21 protein-coding genes are annotated in these 25006 nt (G+C 71.6%); 2 read left to right on the forward strand and 19 right to left on the reverse strand.

Annotated features, from left to right (window positions below):
* Positions 1-32: 32 nt before the first annotated feature.
* The 4 genes from CSC62_RS03575 to ilvC all read right to left on the reverse strand — a co-directional run bounded on the left by CSC62_RS03575 (position 33) and on the right by ilvC (position 4325).
* A complete protein-coding gene (locus CSC62_RS03575) occupies positions 33-1241 on the reverse strand; it encodes a threonine dehydratase (RefSeq protein ID WP_162404804.1) in 1209 nt (402 codons plus the stop codon).
* 99 nt (positions 1242-1340) lie between these two features.
* Positions 1341-1598 carry an ACT domain-containing protein gene (locus CSC62_RS03580; protein ID WP_162404805.1) on the reverse strand — a complete coding sequence of 86 codons (258 nt, stop codon included), beginning with the start codon at positions 1596-1598 and terminating at the stop codon, positions 1341-1343.
* Positions 1582-3312, reverse strand: a complete 1731-nt coding sequence (ilvG, locus tag CSC62_RS03585; protein ID WP_162404806.1) for an acetolactate synthase 2 catalytic subunit — start codon at positions 3310-3312, stop codon at positions 1582-1584. Before ilvG ends, CSC62_RS03580 begins: the two co-directional genes overlap by 17 nt.
* Positions 3309-4325 carry a ketol-acid reductoisomerase gene (gene ilvC, locus CSC62_RS03590; protein WP_162404807.1) on the reverse strand — a complete coding sequence of 339 codons (1017 nt, stop codon included), beginning with the start codon at positions 4323-4325 and terminating at the stop codon, positions 3309-3311. The genes ilvG and ilvC overlap by 4 nt, the downstream gene beginning before the upstream one ends.
* A gap of 460 nt (positions 4326-4785) precedes the next feature.
* Between ilvC and ilvD the strand changes: the two genes are divergently transcribed.
* The gene (gene ilvD, locus CSC62_RS03595) at positions 4786-6624 is read left to right on the forward strand and encodes a dihydroxy-acid dehydratase (RefSeq protein ID WP_162404808.1); all 1839 of its coding nucleotides are present in this window, start codon (positions 4786-4788) and stop codon (positions 6622-6624) included.
* Positions 6625-6730: 106 nt separating this feature from the next.
* Entirely contained in the window at positions 6731-7582 is an 852-nt protein-coding gene (locus CSC62_RS03600) for an AfsR/SARP family transcriptional regulator (RefSeq protein WP_162404809.1), read from the forward strand.
* A 61-nt stretch (positions 7583-7643) separates the two neighbouring features.
* Here CSC62_RS03600 and CSC62_RS03605 read toward each other — a convergent pair whose 3' ends face one another.
* From CSC62_RS03605 to CSC62_RS03675, 15 genes are read right to left on the reverse strand one after another with little or no spacing between them, the layout of a single operon-like run.
* A complete protein-coding gene (locus CSC62_RS03605) occupies positions 7644-9005 on the reverse strand; it encodes a type II secretion system protein (RefSeq protein WP_162404810.1) in 1362 nt (453 codons plus the stop codon).
* Positions 9002-10105 carry a hypothetical protein gene (locus CSC62_RS03610; RefSeq protein ID WP_162404811.1) on the reverse strand — a complete coding sequence of 368 codons (1104 nt, stop codon included), beginning with the start codon at positions 10103-10105 and terminating at the stop codon, positions 9002-9004. The genes CSC62_RS03605 and CSC62_RS03610 overlap by 4 nt, the downstream gene beginning before the upstream one ends.
* Positions 10102-13029: a hypothetical protein gene (locus CSC62_RS03615; RefSeq protein ID WP_162404812.1), complete on the reverse strand. Its 2928-nt coding sequence runs from the start codon at positions 13027-13029 to the stop codon at positions 10102-10104. The genes CSC62_RS03610 and CSC62_RS03615 overlap by 4 nt, the downstream gene beginning before the upstream one ends.
* Positions 13030-13071: 42 nt before the next feature.
* A complete protein-coding gene (locus CSC62_RS03620; protein WP_162404813.1) occupies positions 13072-13779 on the reverse strand; it encodes a type II secretion system protein in 708 nt (235 codons plus the stop codon).
* Positions 13780-13793: 14 nt separating this feature from the next.
* Positions 13794-15050, reverse strand: a complete 1257-nt coding sequence (locus CSC62_RS03625; RefSeq protein ID WP_162404814.1) for a type II secretion system F family protein — start codon at positions 15048-15050, stop codon at positions 13794-13796.
* Positions 15047-16753, reverse strand: coding sequence for a GspE/PulE family protein (locus CSC62_RS03630; protein WP_211368920.1), 1707 nt, complete (start codon positions 16751-16753; stop codon positions 15047-15049). The genes CSC62_RS03625 and CSC62_RS03630 overlap by 4 nt, the downstream gene beginning before the upstream one ends.
* Positions 16740-18185: an ExeA family protein gene (locus tag CSC62_RS17815; RefSeq protein WP_211368921.1), complete on the reverse strand. Its 1446-nt coding sequence runs from the start codon at positions 18183-18185 to the stop codon at positions 16740-16742. The genes CSC62_RS03630 and CSC62_RS17815 overlap by 14 nt, the downstream gene beginning before the upstream one ends.
* Positions 18182-19267, reverse strand: coding sequence for a tetratricopeptide repeat protein (locus CSC62_RS03645; RefSeq protein WP_162404815.1), 1086 nt, complete (start codon positions 19265-19267; stop codon positions 18182-18184). Before CSC62_RS03645 ends, CSC62_RS17815 begins: the two co-directional genes overlap by 4 nt.
* On the reverse strand, positions 19267-20061 hold the full coding sequence (locus CSC62_RS17820) for a hypothetical protein (protein WP_211368922.1): 795 nt from the start codon (positions 20059-20061) through the stop codon (positions 19267-19269). The genes CSC62_RS03645 and CSC62_RS17820 overlap by 1 nt, the downstream gene beginning before the upstream one ends.
* 3 nt (positions 20062-20064) lie before the next feature.
* Complete coding sequence (locus CSC62_RS17825) at positions 20065-21015, reverse strand: STN domain-containing protein (RefSeq protein ID WP_211368923.1); 951 nt, start codon at positions 21013-21015, stop codon at positions 20065-20067.
* 52 nt (positions 21016-21067) lie between these two features.
* A complete protein-coding gene (locus CSC62_RS03655; protein WP_162404816.1) occupies positions 21068-21826 on the reverse strand; it encodes a type II secretion system protein in 759 nt (252 codons plus the stop codon).
* Position 21827: 1 nt separating this feature from the next.
* Positions 21828-22457, reverse strand: a complete 630-nt coding sequence (locus CSC62_RS03660; RefSeq protein ID WP_162404817.1) for a hypothetical protein — start codon at positions 22455-22457, stop codon at positions 21828-21830.
* Positions 22454-23005: a hypothetical protein gene (locus tag CSC62_RS03665; RefSeq protein ID WP_162404818.1), complete on the reverse strand. Its 552-nt coding sequence runs from the start codon at positions 23003-23005 to the stop codon at positions 22454-22456. The genes CSC62_RS03660 and CSC62_RS03665 overlap by 4 nt, the downstream gene beginning before the upstream one ends.
* Positions 23002-24456, reverse strand: coding sequence for a hypothetical protein (locus CSC62_RS03670; RefSeq protein ID WP_162404819.1), 1455 nt, complete (start codon positions 24454-24456; stop codon positions 23002-23004). The genes CSC62_RS03665 and CSC62_RS03670 overlap by 4 nt, the downstream gene beginning before the upstream one ends.
* Entirely contained in the window at positions 24453-25004 is a 552-nt protein-coding gene (locus tag CSC62_RS03675; protein ID WP_162404820.1) for a hypothetical protein, read from the reverse strand. The genes CSC62_RS03670 and CSC62_RS03675 overlap by 4 nt, the downstream gene beginning before the upstream one ends.
* Positions 25005-25006 lie beyond the last annotated feature (2 nt).

The following is a 25006-nucleotide window of genomic DNA, read 5'->3' on the forward strand; positions in this document are numbered from 1 at the left end:
GACCTGGGTGGGGGCTTGGGACTGGGGCGCGTTCACCAGGTGAACTCCTCTTCGCTGACGGGCTGCGGCGCGGTCGGCGCCATTGGGACGGAAATGGTGGGTGAGGGGGACAGGTTAGCGGTTGGGCGGCGCTTTGCCACGGGTGGGCTCTTGCGCGCTGCAGCATCGCCGGAGCCGGCGGCGGCCGGGTCGGCCGCGCTGGCCGCCCCGTCCGTGCGCCGGCGCGGTTTGCGCGGCGGCCGCGGCCGCACCTCCGAGAGCAGGGTGGCCAGGGTGGCGGCGTCGATGTTCCCGCCGGAGACCACCGCGCACTTGCGCTTGCCGGCCACCCGGCGGCCGGCGGCCAGGGCCAGGGCGCCGGCGCCCTCGGCGATCAGGTTCTCCTCCAGCGCCAGCCGCACCAGGGTCTCGCGCAGCTCGGCCTCGCGCACGATGACCACGTCGTCGAGCAGGCGCGCGCACAGGCGGCGGGTGATGAAGCCCGGCACCTTGACCCGCACGCCGTCGGCCAGCGAGCTGGCCGGGGCGATCTCGCGGACGTCGCCCTTGATCGCGCGCGCCATGGAGTCCACGCCCTCGACCTGGGCGCCGACCACGCGCACGCGCTGGCCGCCGAAGCCCTGGCTGCCGGACAGGGTCGACAGCGCCAGGGCCACGCCCGAGGCCAGGCCCCCGCCGCCGATCGGGACGATCACCACGTCCGGCGCGTACGGGGCGATCTCCATGCCGATGGTGCCCTGGCCGGCGATCACGTCCGGGTCGTCGAACGCGGAGAGGAAGCGGTAGTCGTTCTGCTCGGCCAGCTGGCGGGCGAAGGCGTAGGCCTCGTCGTAGCTGTCGCCGTGCTGGCGCACGGTGGCGCCCCAGTGGGCGACCCCGGCGATCTTGGTCTCCGGCGCGCCGTGCGGCATCACCGTGATCGCCTGCACGCCCAGGCGGTAGGCGGCCCAGGCCACGCCCTGGGCGTGGTTGCCGGCCGAGGCGCAGATCACCGGGCGGCGGTCGCCGCGCTCCTGCGCGGCCAGCATCGCGTTGAGCGCGCCGCGGACCTTGTAGGAACCGGTGCGCTGCAAATTCTCCAGCTTCAGCATCACCCCGAAGCGCTCGGCGAAATGCATCGGCGTCACCGGCAGGTAGCGGCGCAGCCGCGACTGCGCGGCCAGCACGTCGGCGACCTCGACCGCGCGCCCGACGTCGCCGACGTCCGGCTCCTGGGCGCTGGCGCGGCCCGAATCAGGCATCGCGGCGGGCCTGCGGGCGATGGCGAAGAAGGCACCTCCGCACCGTCGCCTGCGCCGAGGCGGCGGCAACGGTGGCAGCGGCGGCGGTGCGCGGGTCCATCACGCCGCCTCCAGCGGAGTGTCGTCCAAGGGCACGATCTCGACCGACTCGCAGTCGTAGACCTTCTGCAGCTGGCGCTTGAGGGTCTCGGCCGGGCGGCCGCCATCGACCACCAGCTGCAGCTTCCAGCGGCCGTCGCCGTCGCCGGCGCCGCCGCTGATCGCGCGCGGCGCGAAGCCGCGGCGCTCGGTCATGCCGATCACGCGCACCAGTGCGCCCTCCACGGGCTTCAGCACCAGGTCAAGCCGGTAGCGCATGCGCGGACTCCGCCTTCGGTTCGTTGGGATTGGACTCGAGCATGTGGCTGTTGGCCGTGTTCGGCGGCACCAAAGGCCAGACGTTGGCGCGGGCGTCGATCTTCACGTGCAGCAGGGCCGGGCCGGGCGAGGCCAGCAGCTCGACCAGGGCGTCCTCGACCTGCGCGCGCTGCTCGATCCGGGTCGCGGGGATGCCGCAGACCTGGGCCAAGGCGGCGAAGTCCGGGTTGTCGGACAGGTCGATCTCGCTGTAGCGCTTGTCGAAGAACAGCTCCTGCCACTGCCGGACCATGCCCAGCGCGCTGTTGTCCAGCAGGATCATCTTCACTGGCAGCTTGCAGCGGGCGATGGTCACCAGCTCCTGCACGTTCATCATGAAGCCGCCGTCGCCGTTGACCAGCACCACCGGCCGGTCCGGGCAGGCGAACTGGGCGCCCATCGCCGCCGGCAGGCCGAAGCCCATGGTGCCCAGGGCGCCGGAGGTCAGGTGGTTGCGCGGATGGCTGAAGCGGCAGTGCTGGGCCACCCACATCTGGTGCTGGCCGACGTCGGCGGTGATCACCGCGTCGGGCGACAGCTCGCTCAGGCGCTTGAGCAGGGCCGGGGCGTAGATGTCCTGGCCGGGAGCGTCGTAGCGGGCGGCGTGCTTCTCGCGGTTCTTGGCGCAGCGCTGGCGCCAGCCGTCGCAGTCGCTGCGCGCAGCCGCCAGCGCGCGCAGGCCGGCGCCCAGGTCGCCCGGCAGGGCGATGTCGGCACCGCGCAGCTTGGAGATCTCGTAGGCGTCGGCGTCCAGGTGGATCACCCGGGCGAACGGCGCGAACTCGGCCAGCTTGCCGGTGGCGCGGTCGTCGAAGCGGGCGCCGACCACGATCAGCAGGTCGGACTCCTGCACCGCGATGTTCGCCGCGCGGGTGCCGTGCATGCCCAGCATGCCCAGGAACTGCGGGTGGTGGCCGGGCAGGGCGCCCAGGCCGCGCAGGGTCAGCACGGTCGGGATCGCGGTGGCCTCGACGAAGCGGCGAAAATCCTCCACCGCCTCGCCGATGCCGATCCCGCCGCCGCCGTAGACCACCGGCTTCTCGGCCGCGGCAATGGCGGCGATGGCCTCGGCCAGGGCCGCGTCGGCCGGAGCCGGGGTGGGCTCGACCTCGGCCGGCGCGTGCGCCGGCAGGTGCGCGGCCGGGCCGACCTGCACGTCCTTGGGCAGGTCGATCAGGACCGGCCCGGGTCGGCCCTCGCGGGCCAGGCGGAAGGCCTCGGCCAGCACGTTCGGCAGTTCGTCCACGCTGCGCACCAGGAAGCTGTGCTTGACGATCGGCATGGTCATGCCGAACACGTCCAGTTCCTGGAACGCGTCGGTCCCCAACAGCGCGGTGGCGACCTGGCCGGTGATGCAGACCATCGGCACCGAGTCCAGCAGGGCGTCGGCGATGCCGGTCACCAGGTTGGACGCGCCCGGCCCGGAGGTGGCCACGCAGACGCCGACCTTGCCGCTGGCGCGGGCGTAGCCGTTGGCGGCCAGGGCCGCGCCCTGTTCGTGGCGGACCAGGATGTGGCGCAGGTTCGAGTCCACCAGGGCGTCGTAGAACGGCATGATCGCGCCGCCCGGGTAGCCGAAGATGGTGTCCACACCCTCGGCCTCCAGCGCGTGCGCGACCCAGGCCGCGCCATTGCGCAGCCCGGCCGGCGTCGCTGTCGGGGATTTGGCGTTCATGCGGCGGCGGTCTTGTCGTCGGTGTCGGGCTGGGACGCGTTGGCCTGCAGCCACACCATCTTGGCGCGCAGCTGCTTGCCGACCTGCTCGATCGGGTGGTCCTTGTCGGCCTGCTGGAACTTCTTGTAGTTCGGCAGGCCGGCGTCGTACTCGGCCTGCCAGTTGCGGGTGAATGTGCCGTTCTGGATGTCGGTCAGCACGTCCTTCATCCGCGCCTTGACCGAGGCGTCGATGACCCGCGGGCCGCTGACGAAGTCGCCGTACTGGGCGGTCTCGGAGATGAACTCCAGCATGCGGGTGATGCCGCCTTCGTAGAACAGGTCGACGATCAGCTTCAGCTCGTGCAGGACCTCGTAGTAGGCGATCTCCGGCTGGTAGCCGGCCTCGACCAGGGTCTCGAAGCCGGCCTGGACCAGCGAGGAGGCGCCGCCGCACAGCACGGCCTGCTCGCCGAACAGGTCGGTCTCGGTCTCTTCCTTGAAGGTGGTCTTGATGATGTTGGCGCGGGCGCCGCCCAGGCCGCCGGCGTACTCCAGGGCCAGCTGCTCGGCCTTGCCGGACTTGTCCTGGTAGACGGCGTAGATGCAGGGCACGCCGCGGCCGATCTCGTACTCGCGGCGGACCAGGGCGCCCGGGCCCTTGGGCGCGACCAGGACCACGTCCAGATCCTCGCGCGGCTTGATCATGTCGAAGTGCACGTTCAGGCCGTGGGCGAACAGCAGGCAGGCGCCGGGCTTCATGTTCGGGCCGACGGCCTCCTCGTAGACCTTCTTCTGGACCATGTCCGGGGTCAGGATCGCGACCAGGTCGGCGTCCTTGACCGCCTCGGCCGGGGCCTTGACCACGAAGCCGTCGGCCTGGGCCTTGGCCTCGGTCGGACCGCCCGGACGCAGGCCGATGGTCACGTCGAAGCCGGAGTCGCGCAGGTTCAGCGCGTGCGCGCGGCCCTGGCTGCCGTAGCCGACGATCGCGACGCTCTTGATAAGCGCGGGGAGGGAGGTGCTGCTGGTCATGAGGGCGGTCCTGTGCGGTTGCGTTGGAGTGGGTGGTGCGATGGAAGGGGGTGGAATGTGCCGTAAACCGATCGTTTCTGCTGTTAGCGTCTGCGGCGATCGCGGCCAACAAAAAACCCCGCGCCTTTCGGTGCGGGGTTTTGCGAATCTGGCGTTTGTTTCTGCTTACGCGCCGGTTCGTCCCGCACCTGTTGGCGAGGTAATAAGGACGACGACAAGGACCGGCGCCACGCCATGCGGCGCGTCGGCGGAGGTCATCGGGGGCGTGTGGCGATGCAACATGGCCCGTAGGGAAGCACGCCCGTTAACGGCTTGTCAAGCACGGCCCGCGCGCGCTCTACTGTTGCACCTGCAACGGTGAAAACGCAGCACAATCCGTGCCTTCCCGCGGCCCGCGCGCAACATGGGCCGTCGTCCCCCGCATCTGCCCACGCCAGCCTCGCGCCAGCGGCCTCCGACCATGCCCGAATACCGCTCCAAGACCTCCACCCACGGCCGCAACATGGCCGGCGCCCGCGCCCTGTGGCGCGCCACCGGCATGAAGGACGACGACTTCCACAAGCCGATCGTCGCCATCGCCAATTCCTTCACCCAGTTCGTGCCCGGCCACGTGCACCTCAAGGACCTCGGCCAGCTGGTGGCGCGCGAGATCGAGCGCGTCGGCGGCGTGGCCAAGGAGTTCAACACGATCGCGGTGGACGACGGCATCGCCATGGGCCACGACGGCATGCTGTATTCGCTGCCCAGCCGCGAGCTGATCGCCGACGCGGTCGAGTACATGGCCAACGCCCACTGCGCCGACGCGCTGGTGTGCATCTCCAACTGCGACAAGATCACCCCGGGGATGCTGATGGCCGCCCTGCGGCTGAACATCCCGACCGTGTTCGTCTCCGGCGGGCCGATGGAGGCGGGCAAGACCCGTCTTGCGGACCACAAGCTGGACCTGATCGACGCCATGGTGATGGCCGCCGACCCCAGCGCCAGCGACGAGCAGGTCGCCGCGGTGGAGCGCAGCGCCTGCCCGACCTGCGGTTCGTGCAGCGGCATGTTCACCGCCAACTCGATGAACTGCCTGACCGAGGCCCTGGGCCTGTCCCTGCCGGGCAACGGCACGGTGCTGGCCACCCATGCCGACCGCGAGGCACTGTTCAAGAAGGCCGGGGTGACCGCGGTGGAGCTGTGCCACCGCTGGTACGGGGCCGAGGACGCCAGCGCGCTGCCGCGCGGCATCGCCACCTTCGCCGCGTTCGAGAACGCGATGACCCTGGACATCGCGATGGGCGGCTCGACCAACACCATCCTGCACCTGCTCGCCGCCGCGCAGGAGGCCGAAGTGCCGTTCGGCATGCGCGACATCGACCGCCTGTCCAAGCGCGTACCGCAGCTGTGCAAGGTCGCGCCCAACACACAGAAGTACCACATCGAGGACGTGCACCGCGCCGGCGGGATCATGGCGATCCTGTCCGAGCTCGCGCGCGGCGGCCTGCTCGACACCTCGGTGTCCACGGTGCACGAGAAGACCCTGGGCGACGCCTTGGCCAAGTGGGATGTCACCGCCACCGCCGACGAGGCGGTGCACACCTTCTTCAAGGCCGGCCCGGCGGGAATCCCGACCCAGGTCGCCTTCAGCCAGGCCACCCGCTGGCCGAGCCTGGACGTCGACCGCGCCGAGGGCTGCATCCGCGACATGGACCACGCCTTCTCCCGGGAGGGCGGCCTGGCCGTGCTCCACGGCAACATCGCCCTGGACGGCTGCGTGGTGAAGACCGCCGGCGTGGACGAGTCGATCCACGTGTTCGAGGGCAACGCCCGGGTCTACGAGAGCCAGGATGCGGCGGTGAAGGGCATCCTCGGCGACGAGGTGGTGGCCGGCGACGTGGTGGTGATCCGCTACGAAGGCCCCAAGGGCGGCCCGGGCATGCAGGAGATGCTGTACCCGACCAGCTACCTGAAGTCCAAGGGCCTGGGCAAGCAGTGCGCCCTGCTGACCGACGGCCGCTTCTCCGGCGGCACCTCGGGCCTGTCGATCGGCCATGCCTCGCCCGAGGCCGCGGCCGGTGGCGCGATCGGCCTGGTCCGCGACGGCGACCGCATCCGGATCGACATCCCGGCCCGGACCATCGACCTGCTGGTCCCCGAGGCCGAGCTGGCCGCGCGCCGCGCCGAACAGGACGCCAGGGGCTGGAAGCCGGCGCAGCCGCGCCCGCGCAAGGTCAGCACCGCGCTCAAGGCCTACGCCCTGCTGGCGACCAGCGCCGACAAGGGCGCGGTCCGCGACCGGGCCTTGCTGGACGGCTGATCCCACCTGGTGAAAACCGCGTGATGGGTTTCCGATGCTTTTCCCGGTATCCCCTATGGGGGATGCGGATGGCGCTTCCCCCGGTCCGTCACTCCAGGGGGAAGCCATGCAGCGTTCGATTCTTGCCCACGCCACCGCCGCGCCGGTGCCGCCCATCCGCCTGCTCGGGGCGCGCCGGCTGGGGGCCGGCACCCGCGAGGCCACGCTCCAGTACCGCAAGGGCTGGGCGCTGCTGGCCTACCTGGCGGTGGAGCGGCAAAGGCATCCGCGCGCGCGGCTGGCCGCCATGTTCTGGCCGGAGCTGGGCGAGACCGCGGCGCTGACCAACCTGCGCCAGGTGCTGTCCGACCTCAACCGCGCGATGGGGATCGCCGTGGGCGAGGGCGTGCTCCTGATCGACCGCGAATCGGTGCGGCTGTGCCCGGTCGCCTCGACCGGGCTGTTCGACGTCGACCTGCTCGACGCGGGCGCCGGCGCGAACGCAGGGGGCGGACCGGGGGATGCCCAAGGCTGGCTGGCCGATGCCGGCGAGCTGCTGGAAGGCCTGTCGCTGGACGCATGCGCCGCGTTCTCCGACTGGCTGGCCTGCACCCGCGAATGGGCCGCCCGGCGGGTGGCCGCGGGCATGGCCCAGCTGCGCGACGCCGCCACGGCCCGCGGCGAACGCCGCCTGGCCCTGGTCCTGGCCCGGCGCCTGGTCGCCCAGGACCCGTGGAACGAATTGCACCAGCGCGCGCTGATGCGCCTGCACGCGCAGGCCGGCGAGCCGGGCATGGCCCTGGCCGCCTACCAACAGCTGGTCCACCGCCTGAAGGCGGACCTGGGCGAGGCGCCCTCGCGCGAGACCGCCGAGCTGGCCGAGAGCATCCGCACCGCCGGCAGGCGCCAGGCGGTGGCGTCCTGGCGCGGCGGGATGGAGCGGATGGCGGCGCGGCCGGTGCTGGCGCTGGGGATGTAGGACCGGTCACCCGGTCCGGCTCCGGTCCCGGACGGGGTCGCCCCCGGTCGAGCGCTGCCACTCATGGAGTGGCGGTCGCCGCGCCGGGGTCGAAGCGGACCGCGCTGTCGCGTACGGCCGCGTCGGGGAACAGGCCGAGCATGTCCGCGCGACGGGCCTCGGTGGTGACGGCTTCTTCCAGCACTCCGGCCAGGCTCGGATAGTTGTCGGTGGTGGAGAACTCCTGCAGCAGGTCCCTGGAGCGGTTCTTGTAGGTGGTGGCATAGGCCTTCATGACCCCGGCGGCGACCATGCCGCCGACCGCCGAGCCGATGCCGACCGTGGCCACCGCCACGCGCCAGTTCCAGGCGCCGTAGGTCTCGAAGGTCTCGCCGATGGTGTCGAGCACGCCGGCGGTGGCGCTGGTGATCTGCGCGGCGGCGGCGACCAGGCCCGCATCGGCGCTGAGGTCGTTGGCCACGGCCAGGTCGTACATGATCGCCAGCTGCTCCTGGTAGTCGTGCATGGCCGGAGTGGCCAGGCGCGCGGCCACCGCCACGTTGGCATGGGCGTAGATGGCTGCGCCGTAGCTCTCGCCGCAGCGCAGCCGGGTCCAGAGCTGGTCCAGGCCGACGGCGCGGACCTTGTCGTGGTAGTCCCCGGCCGAGGGGCGGCGCGGCGAATGGAACGCCAGCGAGCCGCCGACGTGCTGCGGGGAGGGCGCCAGGCGATCGGTCATGGCCAGGGCATAGGCGACGTTGCCCGCCATCGCCGTCGGCGCATCCTCCTGCAGCGTGTGCAGGAAGCCGCTGCTGGCCGGCAGCAGCGAGGCGTCGCGGATCGCCTCGCAGAAGTCCAGGCCGTTGTCGCGCAGCTGCGGCAGGTCGTCGCAGGTGGGCGCATCGGCGGACAGGCGGTCGCAGTTGTCGTAGGACTGCACCCGGGCCGCGGCCCGGATGTCCTTGGAGTTGGCGATCACCTGCAGGGTCTGGGCGCGGTCGACGATGTGGGCCAGATCCGCATCCACGGCCTTGCTGGAGGTCTTGTCGTCCCACTCCGGCACGGTGAGGGTGCCGGTCCGCCGCAGCACGCCGTAGCGGATCGCGGTGGCGCGCCGGTCGGGCAGGCCGAGGGTGACGTAGGGCAGGCTGCCCACCGCCAGCGTACCGGCGCAGTCCTCGCGGCCGTCGGCATCGGCGTCGGGGCAGGGCAGGCGCGACTGGATCGCGGCGAAGCCCATCACTGCATCGTCGGCGCGCTGCAGCAGGTCGCGCTGCACGACCTGTTCCCGCTCGCTGGACTGGAGCTGGATCCAGCGCACCAGCAGGACCCCGATGATGCCCAGGATCACCAGGGCCACGGTGAGCTCGAGCAGGGAGAATCCGCCCTGGCGCCGGGCGTGGGGCCCGGCGTCTTGCTGGCGCGTGTCGCCTGGCATCGTCATTGCTCCACTCCCGCCTTGTCCAGCCTGATCGCGTTGAGGCTTGCGCTGGTGTAAAGGGCTTCCACCCTGGATTGCGAGGTCTCGGCCCGGTCCAGGTTGTCGTTGGCGTCGGTGATGCCCTGTTCGGCGCTTTTCAGGTCGTCGTCGGCGAGCTTGACCTGGTAGGCGGCAAAACCGATGGAGGCCAGGGCGACGACGTGCTCGCCGATGCCGATGGCGATGGCCAGGCCCTCGGGCGGCCATCCCGCCGCCGTCAGGGTGATGGCGATGGCCTCGTCGGCGATCGCCATCGCCAGCGCCACCGCGGCGAACGCCATGCCGGTCCTGGCCTGGTCCAGGGTCAGTTCGGCGACCTTGACGTCGAACCGGCGGAACTTCAGGTTGAAATCGGACATGCGCTTGGCGCTGTATCCGGCCAGCGCGCTCTGCGCGTTGCCCTGGGCGCGGGCCAGCCGGTCGGGACAGGCCAGGCGCGCGGCGAATTCGCCGGGACCCGCGGCGGCCAGCGCCACCGTCTCCGTCGTGGCACTGCCGGGAAGGGCCTGGACCGTAGCGTTCCAGGCCGCATCGGCGTCGGCGCGGTCCTGGCCGCTGCCGCCGGAATGGGCCAGGTAGTAGGCCACCGGCATCCCCAGTCCCGCCATGGGCGTGCCGCTGCGCTGGTCCAGCAGCAGGCGCATGCAGAAATCCAGGCCATTGACGGTGCCCGCGGTCTGGACGTCGTAGTCGGGCGAGAGCAGTGGCCGGAACAGGTCGGTCGGCGCCAGCAGCAGGTGCGGCTGCACCTGGTAGCGGATGCGCATGCGCGAGGACAGCGCCAGGTCGTGGACCGGCAACCATCCTTCCGCGCTACCGTCGGCCTTGCCGTCGCCGTCGCCGTCGGCGGCGGGCAGCTGCGAATGCGCGCGGGCGTAGCCCAGCAGGGCTTCCTCGGCCTGGGCCAGTTCCCGCTCCTGGTGTTCGCGGTCGAGGATCCTGCTGCCCAGCGGCAGCAGGGTGACCAGCAGCACCGTCAGCAGCGCGGCGATGACCAGGCCGACGGCCAGCTCGACCAGCGACCAGCCGTGCGGCCGCCCGGCGAACGCGGGGACGCGGCTCATGGCGTGGTCGCCTCGACGGGCCGCGGGCCGACCGAGCCACGCGCATCCGCGCGCTCCAGCGCCGCCTCGGCGCCGAAGCTGACGGGACTGGTGACCGCGCCGTCCGGACCCGCCAGCGCGGTATTGCGCAGCGCGTTGTACTCCCGTTCCAGGTTGTCGAACTCTCTGCGCAGGTCGTCGTAGGTCTTCTTGGCGGCGTCGGTGGCCTCCTGGGCGCGGATCCAGTCCTCGTAGGCGCGGCTGTACGGATAGCGCTGGCAGTAGATGCCATGGCGGTAGGCATCGCCCCAGCCCAGGTTCCAGGTGCCGTTGAAGAACTGGCAGAGCTCCTTGTTGTAGATCTCCAGGCTGGAGGTCACCAGCAGCGGAGGCGCGCCGAAGCCGTTGTAGGGTTCCGGTGCGTAGTAGGGCAGGGTCCGTTCGCGGTTCTCGTAGGCAGGCGGATCCAACGCCGCGTTCCAGTACAGGTAGGGCTCCTTGCGGGTGGAGGTCAGCCAGTCGTAGCGGATCGGGTTGCCGTCGGCGTCCTCGATGATCTCGATCGCCTGGTGGAACCAGGCCGACGGGTAGCGCATGATCGGCGCCGGCGCGCTCCCATAGGCGGTGGCCGCTCCGTCGCGGGCATCGACGCTGGCCTGCTTCTCGGCCTTGGTCGCCGCCAGCTTCTCGGCCATGCGCGGCTTGCAGGAGGCTTCCGGCCGGGTGTCTTCGACCATGATCTTGTTGCCCGTGGCCTGGTCGATGCCATCGGAGCGGATGCAGGTCTCGACGTAGGTGACGCCTTCTTTCGCGTTGTCGCACTTCTGCTTGTTGATCTGGTCGCCTTGCGGCAGCGCGCAGTGCTCGTCGCGCTCCTTCTTCATGCCGGTCAGGATCGCCTCGACCTGGCTGGTGCCGACGAACCACTGGTCCCAGTTGTCCTGCAGCTCCTCGATCTCGCGGTCGATCTCTCCCACGCGGAGGCTGCCCTTGGCCCATTGTTCGGCGAGCGTGCGCTTGACGATGGCCTCGGCGATGGCCTTGTCCCAATCGAACTCGTAGCGCTTCTCCTCGCGCCGGTCATACGCACCGTTCTTGACCGTGCTTTTGGTGCCATCCGGGGAGGTGACCTCGCTGCTGCCGACATGGACGCAGCTGCCGCTCTGCAGATCGTACTCGCCGTTGTTGGCGCCCACGTTGTCGCAGAACACGTCGATCACTTCCTTCCTGTAGCGCCCGCCGGACTGGTCCAGGTTGTAGCTGTCGGGCTGGATCCGGTCCTTGATGTGGTCGTTGTCCCAAGGGGTGATCCGGTTGTCGAGCAGCAGGGCGGAGTGGTGCTGGAGCGCCTCCCACTGGGCCTTGGCATCGTCGCGCTTATCGTCCAGGCCGGGCGGATCGCTGTCGGCCTCGTACTCGTACTCGTACAGCGGCACGCCGTTGGTGTCGAACAGCTGCCTGCCGTCCGCGTCGCGCTTGGGGATCGGATAGCCCTGCGCGTCAAGTTTCTTCACCGGCAGACCGTCGCTGCCGATCTTGACCTTGCTTTCGTTCTTGCAGGGGTTGTAGCCGAGGTCGGGAGGATCGATCCCGTACAGCTTGCAGGCCATCTCGTCGATCGCGCTCTTCAGGTCGGCCGGCTTCTCCTCGGCCGCCTTGGCGGCGCGGTCGCGGGCATCGATGGTCTCGGCCAGCGCCATCGCCGTGGGGATCAGGGCGCCGGCCTTGAGGCCGAGGGCGACCGCGTTGGTCGCCACCGAGCCGATCGACAGGCCGAGCGCGGTGGCCTTCAGCGGCACCTCGGCGCAGGTGGCGCCCAGAGAGGCGATGCAGGTGGCGACGGCGCGGACCAGGCTGGTCGCGGCGGTGACCATGGTCGAGACCGCATCGGTGACCTGGCCGGCCGCGAGCACGATCGCGGCGATCGATACCGCCTGGGCGAAGGCGGCCGCGGTCACCGAGGCGTTGGTGTTGCCGACGTTGTTTTCCTGCAGGGAGGCCAGCGTGTCGTGCATGGTGACGGCGGCGGCGAGCATGTCCATCGCCGCCAGCGAGACGTCGTAACCGGACGTTCCGGCGACGGTCGACGCCGCGGCGGCAGCGAAGGGCGCAGCCGCGGCCGCGGCGGAGGTGTTGCCGGTGCCGATCGCGAGCTGGCGGCAACCGAGCATCTGGCCGACGGCATCGAAGCTGCGGATACGGACCCTGTCGTCGTATCCGGAGCTCCATTCGCGCCAGGGCGCCTCCAGGTTGCCGGTGGCGTTGCCGTCGTCCAGCCTGGAAGCGGAGCCGGCCCGGGGGCCGGCCGCGGCGATCCCGTAGGCCACGTTGACCGGCAACCCGGTTCGCGCCTGCACGCTGGACAGGTCCGCATCGGGACTGGCGTCGATGGCCAGGGCCAGGGTGCGGCACAGGTCCAGGCCGTTGATGGCGGCGAACTCGCGGGTGACGTCCGGGTCGGTGCCGGTGCCCTTGGTGACCACGATCTCGCGGCTGTTGCCGTCCAGGCCCGCAGGCTGATAGGCATTGCCGGTCGCCGCGAGGTCGAGATGGTTGTCTGCATCGCCGCGGTAGACCATGTAGGCCATCGGCCCGACCTGCGGTCCGTTGCCGGTCGCGCCGACCAGGCTGCGCCACGGCAGCCAGCCCCTGGCGTGGTCGGGATCGCAGTCTTCGTAGCCGTTGGCGACCTGGGCGGGGCAGGGCAGCCGCGAGTTCGCCGCCGCGAACGCGGTGATCGCTTCGTCGGCCCAGCGCAGGCTCTGCTCCTGGGTCACCGCCTGGGTCGGCTCCGTCCTGGACTGCAGCAGGACGGCGGCGGCCCCAAGCGTGGCGGCGACCAGCAGCAGGATCAGCATCACCTGGACCAGGCCGATGCCGGACTGGCGGGGCGGACAGGCGCGCGCACGACGGAGAGGGCGCGCGGGTGGCTGCTGCGTGCTCATGGCGGGTGTCCTTGCGCTGACGGGCATGGCGGTGCAGTCGGATTACTGGTTCATCTTGAGATAGGCGGTCATCGTCTCGACCTGGCCATCGGGCCTTCCATCGCGGGTGTCGAGGTCGTCCTTGCTCCAGGGGTTGGGCGAGGGCGGGCTGCCGATGCTGCTGGTGTCGTCGTACTGGCTGTCTTCGCGCAGGCGGCCGAAGCGGGCGTCCACCCGGCCATCGATCCGGTTGTCGAGCTGGCGGGCGAGCTCGGGGGTCAGGCCTTCCAGGCGCATCACGTTGCGCGGGCGCCCGGTATAGCTGCTGCCGCTGGCCGGCTCGGCCCAGTCGACCAGGGTCAGGAAGCACACCCGGATCTCCTGCGGCAGGCCATTGGCGTCCTGGTAGGCGTAGCGGGACTCCATGCCTTCGGCACGCCCGGAAGGCAGGGAGATGCCGTGTTCCAGCATCTCGTCGCGCAGCTCCTGGGCACCGGTGGTGTCGCAAAGTTCGTTGCCGGTACCCTTGATCCGGCCGGTGGGATTGGACAGTGAGTCGCCGGGCACCGTGCCGACCTGGGCCACGTAGCGGTCGTAGGCGACGATCCAGGCCTGGACGAACTCGGTGCTGATGCGCTCGGCCACCGCGCTGCGGTAGACGTCGCGGCCGATGCTGACCGCACCGATGATCAGCGCGATCACCACCAGCACCACCGACATCTCCAGGATGGTGAAGCCGCCCTGGCGGCGCCGCGGTCGGAGGACTGCCATGGAATCTCCCTCGCTCATAGTTTCGGCCCGGTGATGGCCTGCTGGACCAGGTCGTACACCGGCAGCAGCAGGGCCACGATCAGGAACACGAACATGCCGCCGGCCAGCAGGACCACGACCGGCTTGATGATTTCCGACAGGTTGGTGATCAGCCGCTGCAGGCGCAGGCTGTACTCGGCCGACAGCCGGGCGAACTGCGAATCGAGCGTGCCGGTCTCCTCGCCCACGCCGATCATGCGCACCATCATCGAGGGGAAGCCGCCGACCTGGCGCATCGCCGAGGACACCCGGTCGCCGCGCTCGAGCACCTGGCGGATGGCGATGATGCGGTCGCGGTAGTACTCGTCGCGCATCGCCCGTTCCATCACCTGCAGGCTGCTGACCATGTCCACGCCGGCCTTGATCAGCAGCGACATGTACTCGGTGAAGAACGCCAGGCCCGAGGAGAACATGATCGTCTTGGCGATCGGCAGCTTGTGCAGGGTGTAGTGGATCGCGCGGCGGAAACTGCGGCTGTAGCGCCAGGTCACCCAGAACACGAACACGGCCAGCACCAGCCCGGCCAGGATCCAGGCGATGTGCGCGATCAGCCATTCCGAGCCGGCCATCACCGCGATGGTCAGCGGCGGCAGCTTGGCGTTCATCTGCTTGAACAGGTCGGCCAGGTTCGGGATCACGTAGTAGATCCAGAAGCCGCCGGCGGCGAAGATCGCCGAGAACACGAACGCCGGATAGATCAGCGCCTGGCGGGTGTCGGCGGTCATCTTGGAGATGCGCTCGATATGGTCGGCGGCCTCGCCCAGCATCCGGTCCATGGTGCCGGTCTCGTCGCCGATCATCACCAGGTTGCGCACCGTTTCCGGGAACGCGTCCGGGTAGCGCGAGAACGCGTCGCTGAGCGAGGCGCCGGCGTCCAGCTCCTCCAGCAGGCGCCGGGCCAGGCGAGCGGCGTTGGAGGGCCGGCCGGCGCCGACCTCGTTGGCCACCGCGCGCAGGGCCTCCAGCACCGGGATGCCGGCGCTGGTCATCACCGCCAGGTCGCGGAGCATGCCGGCCAGTTCCACCGGGCGGATGCTGGGCTTGACCAGGTGGCTGATCGAGCGCTGGGTCTCGGCCAGCCAGCCGGGCAGGCGGTACAGGGACAGCACCACCGCGTCGAAGTTCTTCTCCAGCCACATCCGCGCCGAGGCGTCGCGCTCGACCGACAGCTGGGTGATGCCGCTGCGCACGCGGCCGCTGGAGAGCAGCAGGCGGTAGTAGTAGACGTTCATGGCGCCGGCCCCACGCCGACCACGCGCAGCACTTCCTCGGAGGTGGTCTGGCCGGCGATCACGCGGTTGCGGGCGACCTGTTCGATGCCGCGGAAGCCGGCGTTCTGGGCCAGTGAGCGCAGGGCCTCGCGGCCGACGTCGTCGGCGATGCCGTTGGCCAGGGCGTCGTCGACCATCATGATGTCGTACACCGGAAGGCGGCCGTAGTAGCCGCTGCCGCGGCAGCGCTCGCAGCCCTTGCCGCGGCGGCCGCAGGTGCCGGGCGGCAGGTCCAGCCAGCGCAGCTCCTGCTCGGTGAACGCCGATTCCTCGCTGCAGAACGGGCAGTTCTGTCGGACCAGGCGCTGGTTGACTACCGCCAGCAGGTTGTCGGCGATCATCTGCGCCTCCAGCCCCAGCGGGCGCAGGCGCGGGACCACGCCGAACACGCTGGTCACGTGCAGGGTCGACAGCACCAGGTGGCCGGTGGCCGCCGCCTCCAGCGCGGCCTGCGCGGTCTCGGCGTCGCGCATCTCGCCCAGCAGGATCACGTCAGGATCGTGGCGCAGGAAGTGGCGCAGGGCCGAGCCGAACTCGTAGCCGGCGCGGCGGTTGACCTCGGTCTGGCCGGCGCCGGGCACCCGGTACTCGATCGGGTCCTCCACGGTGAGCACGTTGCGCTCGATCAGCGACTGCATGCGCAGGGCGGCGTGCAGCGAAGAGCTCTTGCCCGAACCGGTCGGGCCGGTGATCAGGATCAGCCCGGCCGGCTTGGCGAACAGCCGCTCCAGCGCGTTCACGTCCTCCTCGAAGAAGCCCAGTTCCTTCAGTCCGTCCAGGTCGCTGTGCTCGGGCAAAAGGCGCATGACCACGCGTTCGCCGGCATCGGTGATCAGGGTCGAGATGCGCACCGTCAGCGCCGAGTCCAGCACCGTGGCGCGGAAGCTGCCGTCCTGCGGCCGCCTCTGCTCGGAGATGTCCATCTCCGCGGCCAGCTTGATGTAGCCCAGCAGGCGGGTGAGGGTCGGCGGCATGGCGAACATCGGCCGCAGCACGCCGTCCACGCGGAACAGCACGTGCAGGCTGTTCTCGGATGGGGCGATGTGGATGTCGGTGGTACGCTCGCGCACCGCGTAGTGCAGCAGGTAGTCGAGCAGGCGCTCGGGGCTGTAGGCGTGGTCGCTGTCGGAGGACAGGCGCTTGATCTCGCGCTCGAGCAGGCTCTCGACCGGGTTCTGGGCGAAGTAGTAGGTGTGCCGGATCAGCCGGGTGACCTTGCCGTACTCGCCCTGGACGAAGCGGCAGCGCAGGCCGCAGCGCTGCAGCACCAGCTGCGCCACCGCCGGCGGATCGGCGTCGCCCAGCAGGACCTCCAGCGCGTCCTCGGTCCGGCGCAGCGGCAGGAACTGGCGCAGCTGGCACAGCTCGCGGTTGAACAGCGCCAGCACCTGCGGGTCGGGCACCGGCAGGGTGTCGACCTGGACGTATTCCACGCCCTGCAGCTCGGCCTGGGTGCGGACGATGTCCGACTCGTTGGCCAGGCCGTGCTGGATCAGCAGGCGGCCGAAGCTCTTCTGCTCGACCTGGTTCTTCTGCCGGGCGTAGAGCAGCTGGGCCGAGTCGAGCATGCCGCGTTCGTGCAGCAGTTCGCCCAGCCGCGACTGTTCGCGGCCGGCCGGGGCCGGCGCGGCGGGTCGTTCGGTCCGGGGATCAACCGTGGCCATGGTGCGTGGATTCCGTGGGAGTGGGAGAGGAGGCGGAGATGGTTGCGGGCGCGGACAGGCGCAGTTCCAGCAGCCAGAGGGTGGCCGGGTCCGGCGCGCCGGTGGCCGGCAGGCCCTGGTCGGCCTGGAAGCGGGCCAGCGCCTGGCGGGTGCGCGGGCCGTAGCGGCCGTCGAGCTCGCCGTCGTAGAGGCCGTCGCCGAGCAGCAAGGCCTGCACTTCGCGTACGCGCGCATCCTGGCCACCGGTGAGGAAGTGCTCGGCGCGCAGGGTCACCGGCCAGGCGGCGGTCCAGCCGTCGCCCTCGCGGCGCAGGCAGACGTCGTCGCGCCCTTGCAGGCGCTGCGCCCAGGCCTCGCTGACCGGCTGCAGGTGGGCCTGGTCGTGGGCGAAGCGCTGCAGGCAGGCCTGCCAGTGGGCGGCGATGGCATCCGTTGCCGGCGCGGCACCCGTACTGGCCGAAGCGGGAGTCGCCGTGGCGGTCGCTGCCGCGATCTCGGCACGCGAATCCGGGCTGCGCAGCGCCAGCCCGGCCAGGACCAGGCAGGCGACCACGCCGATCGAGGCCACCGCGGCCAGCGGCAGGGGCTTGCGCCGGCGTGCGGGCAGCGCCCCGGCCTCGGCGGCCGCGGCGCGGACCAGGCCTGCGCCGATCCGGCGGCGGCCGGCCGGCTGCGCGTACAGGCCGTACAGGCAGCGGTCCATGACCAGGTGGATCCGGCGCGGATTGCCGCCGCTGGCGCGGTGCAGCTCGGCGGCCGCGTCCGGCTCCAGCACGATGCCGTCGCCGGCGCCCGAGGCGGCCAGGCGGAAGGCGACGTAGCGGCCGACCTGGGCCGCATCCATGGGCTCCAGGCGCACGTGCTTGCAGATCCGGCTGGTGAGCTGGCGGATCCGCGGCTGGTCCAGCGCCTCGCGCAGTTCCGGCTGCCCGGACAGCACGATCTGCAGCAGCTTCTCCTGGCCGGTCTCCAGGCCGGTGAGCAGGCGCAGCAGTTCCAGGCTCTCCACGGTCAGGTTCTGGGCGTCGTCGATCACCAGCACGCAGGTGGCCTGCTTCTGCCAGCGCTCGACCAGGAAGCGGTTGAGCCGCTCGATGTCGGCGGCCGGGTTGCCCAGCGGCTCCAGGCCGAAGTCGCGCAGGACCGCGGCCAGCAGGTCGGCGCCCTGGAGGAAGGTGTTGAACACCAGCGACACCGCCACGCCCTCGCTTTCCAGCGAATGCAGCAGGCGGCGCAGGAAGGTGCTCTTGCCGGTGCCGACCTCGCCGGTCAGCAGGACGAAGCCGGCGCGGGTGCGCAGGGCATGCGCGGCCTCGACCAGCTCGCGTTCCAGCTGCGGGGTCTGGAAATACGCGGCCGCGTCCGGCGTGGGCGGGAACGGCGCGCGCTCCAGGCCCAGGGTCTGCAGGTGGCGGGCGAGCGCCGGGTTCATCGCCGGGCCGCGTCCAGTTCGGCCAGCGCCTGCACGATCTGCGGCGAGCGGGCGTTGCGCGCGGCCATCCGGTCCAGGCGCGCGCGGGCCTCGGCCATCTCGCCGCGGCGGGCGTCGAGCAGGGCCAGGTTGACCCCGGCGTGTTCGTCGTCGGGCACCCGGTCCAGGATCGCCCGGTACAGCTGTTCGGCGCGGGGATAATCGCCTTGGCCGTGCGCGGCCCAGGCGCGGGCGCGCAGCAGGGTCAGGCTTTCTGCCGGCAGCAGCGCCTGCAGGCGCGCGATCGCGGCGGCGGTGGCCTCGGCGTCGTGTTCGCCGACCGCGGCGTTGAGCTCGGCCATGGCGCCGCGCACGGCGTTGGCGTCGGCCTCCTCGCTTGCGGCGGCGCGGGTGCTGGCATCGGCCTTGCGCACGGAAAGCTGGATCTGCGAGGCGACCACCTGCACGTCGGTGCGCGCCGGCGCCTGGGCGGCGGGAATGGCGGCGGCTGCCGGCGCGGCGCTGGCGGCGACCGGCACCTGCGGCGATGCGGCCGCGGCGGTGATGCCGGGTCCTGGCGCCATGATGCCGCCTTCGGCTGCAGGCGCCGGCAAGCCGGCGACCGCCATGTCGGGCGTGATGCCGGTGGCCGCAGATGCCGTACCTGCTTCCGTCGCGGGCTGCGCCGGCAGGGCTGCAGTCGTGGCGGCAGGATTCGATGCCACGGGTGCCGAGGCTGCTCCGGCATCGATGGCGGGCACCTCCAGCGCGTTGCCGGTCGTCGATGGCATGGCCGTGTCGATCGCCGCGATGGTTGCCGGGATCGCCGGCACCGGCGCGCGCCCGGCTTCCTTCGCAGCGTCCGCATCCGCACCGACCTCCGCATCGGCGATCGTTTCCACCGCCGTATCCGCTGCCGGCCGCGACAGCAGGAACCCGACCGGCCCAGCCACCAGCATCCCGCACAGCAGCCACAGCGCCGGCCGGCGGTAGCCGGCCAGGGCCTGGGTCCAGGGCGCGGCGGCCTGCGGCGGCAGGCTGCCGGCGGCGACGACCGCGGCGTCCGTCGCCGGCTGGCGCAGCGCGTCGTAGACCAGGCTCATCAGATCACCTTCACCCGCAGCACCAGCACCAGTTCGCGGGTGTTGTGGGTCTTGCCGCGCGAGCCGAACAGCTTGCCCAGGCCGGGTACGTCGGACAGGCCGGGGATGCCGTTGTCGGTGGTGCTGCTGTTCTGGTCGATCAGGCCGCCGAGCATCACCGTGTCGCCGTCCCTGAGGTTGAGTGTGGTGGTGATGCCCTTGACGTTGATCCTGGGCAGGGTGACCGCGTTGCCGTTGGGGAACTGCTGCAGGACCAGGCTGTCCGGGTCGACCTGGGTCTGCATCGGATGCACCAGCAGCTCGACCGAGCCGTTCTCGTGGATCATCGGCGCCACGCCGATCACCACCCCGGAGAACAGCGAGTCGGTCTGGATGTCGGAGGAGGTGTTGAAGCCGTTGCCGCCGCTGGAGACGTTGGTGGTGGACTTGGTGACGTAGCGGATGTTGGTGCCCACGCTCAGGTAGGCCGGGCTGCCGTTGCGCACCCGCACCGAGGGGTTGGACAGGATCTTGACGTTGCCGAACCCGCGCAGCACGTTCAGCGCCGCCGAGAAGGTGTCGCTGACGTAGCTCAGGCCGGCGGCGCGGCCGAGGGTCGAGCCCAGGCTCTGGTTGGGGAACACGATCTGGCGGGCCTGGTCGCCATAGCGGCCGTAGCGCTGGTAGGGCAGCAGGTTCGGGTCGGCGGGGATGCCCAGGTCCGGGTCGCCCTCGGTGCCCGGGAACGGCAGGATGGTCGCCGGGTCGTTGCCGTACAGGCCGGCCACGCGGTTGCGCAGCAGCTGCCAGTCCACGCCTTAGTTGGAGTTGTCGTTGAGCGAGACGTCCAGGATCTGGGCCTCGACCAGCACCTGCCGGCGCAGCTTCTTCTTGCTGTGCTCGATCAGGTCCTCGACCGCGCGCATCTGCGAGGGCCGTGCACGCACGTACAGGGTGCCGCTGCCGGCGTCCAGGTTGAAGCGCGCGGTTTCCGGCGGCGGCGGGTCGTTCGGGCCGCGGGCCACGGCGGCCGCGCCCTTGTCGGCGCCGAGGATGGTCTCCAGCGCGGTGCCCAGCTGCTTGTAGGGATCGTTGTCCTTGCCCACCGTGCCGGACATGGTCAGGGTGCCGCGCAGCTGCTGGCCGCCGCCACCGCCGCCGCTCTGCATGCCGGCGCCGAACACGTCGCCGCCGGTGGACAGGTCCAGCGAGGTGTTGGAGTCGAGCATGTCGACGTTGAAGATGCGCTCGCTCATCTGCGACACCACCAGCGCGCCGCCGCGGACCTCGCCGTGCAGGTCGAAGCCCTCGAGGATGTGGTTGTAGACCTCGCGCGCGCTGACGTTGCTCAGGTGCAGGCTGGCGCGCTGGCGCTGCTCGAGCACCCGCGGGTCGACGATCAGGTTCATCTTCAGCTCGCCGGCCAGGGCCCACAGCAGCTGGCCGACGTCGGCGTCGTACATGCTGATACTGACCACGCTGTTCTCCAGCGGGTCGTATGCCGGAGCCACCGGCGCGGCGATCGCGGCCGGGGCGGCGAGCTTCTCGACGCTGGCGCGCACGCTGTCCTGCTGCGCCAGCAGCTTGGCCGATTCCTCGGCCACCGCGGTGGCGGTGCGCTCCAGCGCCTTGTACTCGGTCGGCGGCAGGTCCTTCACGCTGCGCGGCGGCATGTTGCTGCACGAGGCCAGCAGCAGGCCGCCGGCGGCGCCGGCGAGCAGCCGGAGCACGGGACGGCGGGAGTGCGGGGCGGTGGGGCGAAGGATCATGTCGGTGGGCCTTGGAGGAATGCGGGAAGGGCGGATCGGTCTTTCGGTCGGATCAGCGGGAGACGGTGGTGAGCCAGCCAAGCAGGGCGGTGCTGCTCTCGGCCACCACCACGTCGTCGTAGGCGGCCGTGGCGGGGCGCGTCGGCGCCGCCACGCAGGTGTCGGTGCCTTCGGCGAAGCCGCGGTTGGGGGCGTCGAAGCCGGTATGGGTGCCGCCGCTGAGGTCGCGGTCGGTCGCCGGGGCCACCAGCACGAAGGCAGGGTTGACCAGGTCGGTGCCGCTGCAGGCCGTCGAGGCGGCGGTGGCGGAACTGGCGGCGTAATAGGGCGATGCCGCGGACGGCGCGGCGGTGGCGGCCTTGGCCAGCGCCGTGGACAGGCCGGCCAGGCCCTCCAGGTCCGGACCTTCGACCGCGCCCGGCACCGGCGCGACGAGGTCGGCGCCGCTGCCGCGGTACACGCCGTAGCGCAGCCGTTGCGCGCGGACCGGGACCTGCAGGCCCAGGCTCTCGTACGGCAGCCAGCCCACGCCCAAAGTGCCCGGGCAGGCGCTTGCGCCATCGGCCTCGCGGCCACGGTCGCCATACAGGCTGCCGTCGGGGCAGGGCAGGCGCTTGTTGCGCAACAGGAAGTGACGCAATGCCTGGCGCGCGGCTTCGGCGTGCGCCTGGGCGTTGTTCCGCTCGCGCGCCTGGCCCATGCCTTCGAAGGCCGAGGTCATGGTCAGCGCCAGCAGGCCGAGGATGCCCGCCACCACGGCCACTTCGACCAGGGTGAATCCGGCATGGCGACGGCGCGGCGGACGGCGCATCTCATCGGCTCCCGCCGGACGGGGCGGGCGCGGCGCCGGGGCCGCCGACGTCGTAGCGCAGCTGCGACTGCAGCTGCTGCAGTTCGCGGGGGATGTCCTGGATGCGCTGTTCGCGGCCCGCCGTCTCGGGCTTCTGGGTCAGCTCGGCCACCTCGCGCGCCAATGCCTGCGCCCGCTTGGACACCAGCAGGTTGTTGCGGAGGGCATCCAGGTTGACGCCGGGCGGCGCCTGGCCGCTGGCCTTCATCGCATCGATCTGGCGCAGCAGTTCGTCGGCATTGCGCTCGTTGCGGGCCGCCTGTTCGCGGACCTGGACCACCGCCTGCGCGACCGTGGCGGCGTCGGGCGCGGGCTGGCCCGCGGCCTGGCCGGTGCGCGCGGCCGCATTCGGGCCCTGGGCGCCGGCAGGCGCCGCAGCCATCCAGGGAGGCGTGTCGGTCGCCGCCGCGGCCGCGGCGGGCTGTGGCGGCGAGCTGGCCGGGACGGCGTCCGCCGTCGTTGCCGGCGCCTGCGCGGCGCCGGCAGCGTCAGGTTCGGTGGTGCCACGCACCAGCGCGATCAGCAGCACCCCGGCGAGGACGATCGCGCCCAGCCACAGCAACGGTTTGGCGGCTTCCAGGCGTGTTTTCATCGCGGGCCGCCCGAGTTTTCGGGAGCGAGCGGATCGCGCACGCGATAGGTCTGGCGGCCGCCGGCCGGATCGTCGATGCGTACCCAGTCGGCGCCGATGGCACTGACCCGCGCACCGTCGGCCAGGCGCGAGCCGGCCCGGATCTGCTCGCCATTGACGACCGCGGTGCGGCGTCCGTCGGTGACCAGCACCAGCGATACCGCATACGTCGCCGGCCCCGTGGCGGCGCCGACCGCGGCTCCACGCAGGCGGTTGGCCGCCACGCTGCCATCGGGATTGAGCGTGGGCGCCGGCATCGCCACCGGCAATGCGACCACCGGAGCGGCGCCGGCGTACGGCATCGCCGCCACTCCGCGCAGCGCTTCCATGCCTTCCATCGCCTTGCGGTTGCGGGCGATCGCGTTGCGCAGCTCGGCCATGGCGGCGCTGTCCTCGGCCTGGTTGCCCAGGCGCAGCACGGCGGGCTTGGCGATCACCATGCTCGCCAGCCAGGCGGCGACCAGCAGCCAGGCCGCCAGGGCGAAGGCGGCGGTGAACTTCATCTTCATGGGGTGGCTCCGGCGACCGCGGCAAGTTCCGCTGCGTTGCCGGCGACCGGCACGGCGGGCATGGCGGCGGTCGCCGCGGGGGCTGGCGCTGCGCGCTTGAGCAGGTAGGAGAAGAAACCGCCGGCCGAACGCGAGGCGGCGGCGTTCTGCGGGTCCAGCGAGACCGGATCGAAGCCGGCCCGGCGTAGGCGCTCGACGAAGGTGGGGATCTGCATGCCCGGGGTGCCGCGGCCGGCATCGACCACCGCGTCCACCCGCAAGGTGGGCTCGCGCAGGTCGGGAACCCCGCCGGTCGGCACCGGTGCACCCGGTGCCACCGGCTCCTCGACCCGCACCCGCAGGATCCGCACCTGGCCGGCGGCCGCGGCCTGGACCAGGCCCATGCCGGCCACCGGGTCGATGCCCTGCTGCAGGGTCCGGGCGCGGTCGATGAACTGCAGTACCTGGCCGAAGCGGTCGGGGACTGTCGCCTCGGCGGCCGTGGCCTGGACGTGTGTGTCGATCTGGCCGATCTGCGCGTCGATCGCCTCGGCGCGCTGGTTGGCTTCGTGCGCACTGAGGGTCCAGCGCGCACCCAGGGCGCCGAGGACCAGGGCGAACACCAGCGAGGCGGCGCTGGCCCAGGGCAGGGCCCATTCGGCCAGGTAGGCGATGCGGCTGCCGCCAGGGTTGACCGAGATGCCCGCGCTGGCGGCGCGCTCCATCCAGGCCGCGCCGCTGCGGTACTCGCGGCCTTCGCCGTCCAGCACCCGCCGCACCGGCACGGTGGCCACCGCCAGGCCGCTGCGCGCGGAGAAGATCTCGCGCAGGGTGTCGTCCAGCCAGGGCTGGCCTTCGCCGGGGTGGCTGACCAGCAGCGGGCACCACTTCACGTCCAGCGGTTCGAGGTTGTCCTCGCCGCGGGCCAGGTCGTCGGCCACCTGCTCGGCCAGCGCGCCGGCGGTCATCGCCAGGTCGTCCGGGTCGTCGCTGTAGGCCAGCGAGCTGCGGTAGACCATGTCGTGCTTGAGCATGGCCAGCACGCTGAGCTGGCGGCCGGACTGCAGGACCACCGCCTGGCCCGGCTTGAGCGCGTTGAACAGCAGCGAGGTGATCGGCACCAGCAGGCAGTGGTCCGGCTGGGCCTCGGCCCAGGCGTAGGTCTGCTGCCAGGTTTCCAGCGGCACCGCGGTGTACAGGGTCTGGTAGCCGGCGCCGACGGTGCGGGTCTTGTGGATCAGGACCTTGGCTTCGCCGTCGACCAGGCCGTCCGAGCGCAGCCGCCTTTCGATCAGGGCCACCGCGTGCGCGGGGCTGCCCTCCAGGGAGATGACGTTGCTGACGGCGCCTTCGAAGTCGGCCACCGCCATCGCCGCGCGCTGCAGCCGCGGGCGTACGTCGCTGCGGCTGACGTGGCCGCCGTCGAAGGTCAGCCAGGTGTGCTGCTGCTGGACCGCGAATAGCAGGCTCATGGGGCGGCTCCGGTGAGCAGGGCCGCATCGCCGGCGGTCGCGGTGGCGGTGCGGAACAGGATGGCGCCGCGCAGGGTCAGCGACAGCGGCGCGGGCGCGCGGTCGCTGGGCGGCGGGGCGTCGAACAGGCCCTCTTCCGGATGGGTGACCGACAGCTCGAACGCCTCGGCGCCGAACATGCGCTCGCTGCTGCGGGTGACCGCGCCGAGCAGGCTGGCCGCGTCCTCGCGGCCCATCTGGCTCTGGCGCAGGTTGATCAGGCGTTCGCCCCAGGCGTCCGGCTGCAGGCCGTGGGCCTGGGCGGCGGTGAGCAGGTCGCGCGCCGAGCGGGCGTATTCCACCCGCAGTTGCGCCTCCTGCTCGCGCACCTGCGCCTCGGCCAGGGCCTGGTTGCGGTCGCCCAGGCGGGCGTAGGCCTCGGCCAGCGAGGCGCGCGCGCTGATGAACCACGCCGCGGTGACCACCAGGGCCGCCAGGGTGATGGCGAAGACCGTCAGCGACGTGCGTCGTGACTGGCGCAGTCGTGCGAGCAGGGGGGACGCGTTCATGG

Source organism: Pseudoxanthomonas jiangsuensis, from assembly GCF_010093185.1.
GTDB classification, from domain to species: Bacteria; Pseudomonadota; Gammaproteobacteria; order Xanthomonadales; family Xanthomonadaceae; genus Pseudoxanthomonas; species Pseudoxanthomonas jiangsuensis.

Bases quoted from the DNA above. Each gene is read 5' to 3' on its own strand.
- CSC62_RS03575 (WP_162404804.1), bottom strand. From the start codon at position 1,241: ATGCCTGATTCGGGCCGCGCCAGCGCCCAGGAGCCGGACGTCGGCGAC.
- CSC62_RS03580 (WP_162404805.1), bottom strand. From the start codon at position 1,598: ATGCGCTACCGGCTTGACCTGGTGCTGAAGCCCGTGGAGGGCGCACTG.
- ilvG (WP_162404806.1), bottom strand. From the start codon at position 3,312: ATGAACGCCAAATCCCCGACAGCGACGCCGGCCGGGCTGCGCAATGGC.
- ilvC (WP_162404807.1), bottom strand. From the start codon at position 4,325: ATGACCAGCAGCACCTCCCTCCCCGCGCTTATCAAGAGCGTCGCGATC.
- ilvD (WP_162404808.1), top strand. From the start codon at position 4,786: ATGCCCGAATACCGCTCCAAGACCTCCACCCACGGCCGCAACATGGCC.
- CSC62_RS03600 (WP_162404809.1), top strand. From the start codon at position 6,731: ATGCAGCGTTCGATTCTTGCCCACGCCACCGCCGCGCCGGTGCCGCCC.
- CSC62_RS03605 (WP_162404810.1), bottom strand. From the start codon at position 9,005: ATGACGATGCCAGGCGACACGCGCCAGCAAGACGCCGGGCCCCACGCC.
- CSC62_RS03610 (WP_162404811.1), bottom strand. From the start codon at position 10,105: ATGAGCCGCGTCCCCGCGTTCGCCGGGCGGCCGCACGGCTGGTCGCTG.
- CSC62_RS03615 (WP_162404812.1), bottom strand. From the start codon at position 13,029: ATGAGCACGCAGCAGCCACCCGCGCGCCCTCTCCGTCGTGCGCGCGCC.
- CSC62_RS03620 (WP_162404813.1), bottom strand. From the start codon at position 13,779: ATGGCAGTCCTCCGACCGCGGCGCCGCCAGGGCGGCTTCACCATCCTG.
- CSC62_RS03625 (WP_162404814.1), bottom strand. From the start codon at position 15,050: ATGAACGTCTACTACTACCGCCTGCTGCTCTCCAGCGGCCGCGTGCGC.
- CSC62_RS03630 (WP_211368920.1), bottom strand. From the start codon at position 16,753: ATGGCCACGGTTGATCCCCGGACCGAACGACCCGCCGCGCCGGCCCCG.
- CSC62_RS17815 (WP_211368921.1), bottom strand. From the start codon at position 18,185: ATGAACCCGGCGCTCGCCCGCCACCTGCAGACCCTGGGCCTGGAGCGC.
- CSC62_RS03645 (WP_162404815.1), bottom strand. From the start codon at position 19,267: ATGAGCCTGGTCTACGACGCGCTGCGCCAGCCGGCGACGGACGCCGCG.
- CSC62_RS17825 (WP_211368923.1), bottom strand. From the start codon at position 21,015: ATGATCCTTCGCCCCACCGCCCCGCACTCCCGCCGTCCCGTGCTCCGG.
- CSC62_RS03655 (WP_162404816.1), bottom strand. From the start codon at position 21,826: ATGCGCCGTCCGCCGCGCCGTCGCCATGCCGGATTCACCCTGGTCGAA.
- CSC62_RS03660 (WP_162404817.1), bottom strand. From the start codon at position 22,457: ATGAAAACACGCCTGGAAGCCGCCAAACCGTTGCTGTGGCTGGGCGCG.
- CSC62_RS03665 (WP_162404818.1), bottom strand. From the start codon at position 23,005: ATGAAGATGAAGTTCACCGCCGCCTTCGCCCTGGCGGCCTGGCTGCTG.
- CSC62_RS03670 (WP_162404819.1), bottom strand. From the start codon at position 24,456: ATGAGCCTGCTATTCGCGGTCCAGCAGCAGCACACCTGGCTGACCTTC.
- CSC62_RS03675 (WP_162404820.1), bottom strand. From the start codon at position 25,004: ATGAACGCGTCCCCCCTGCTCGCACGACTGCGCCAGTCACGACGCACG.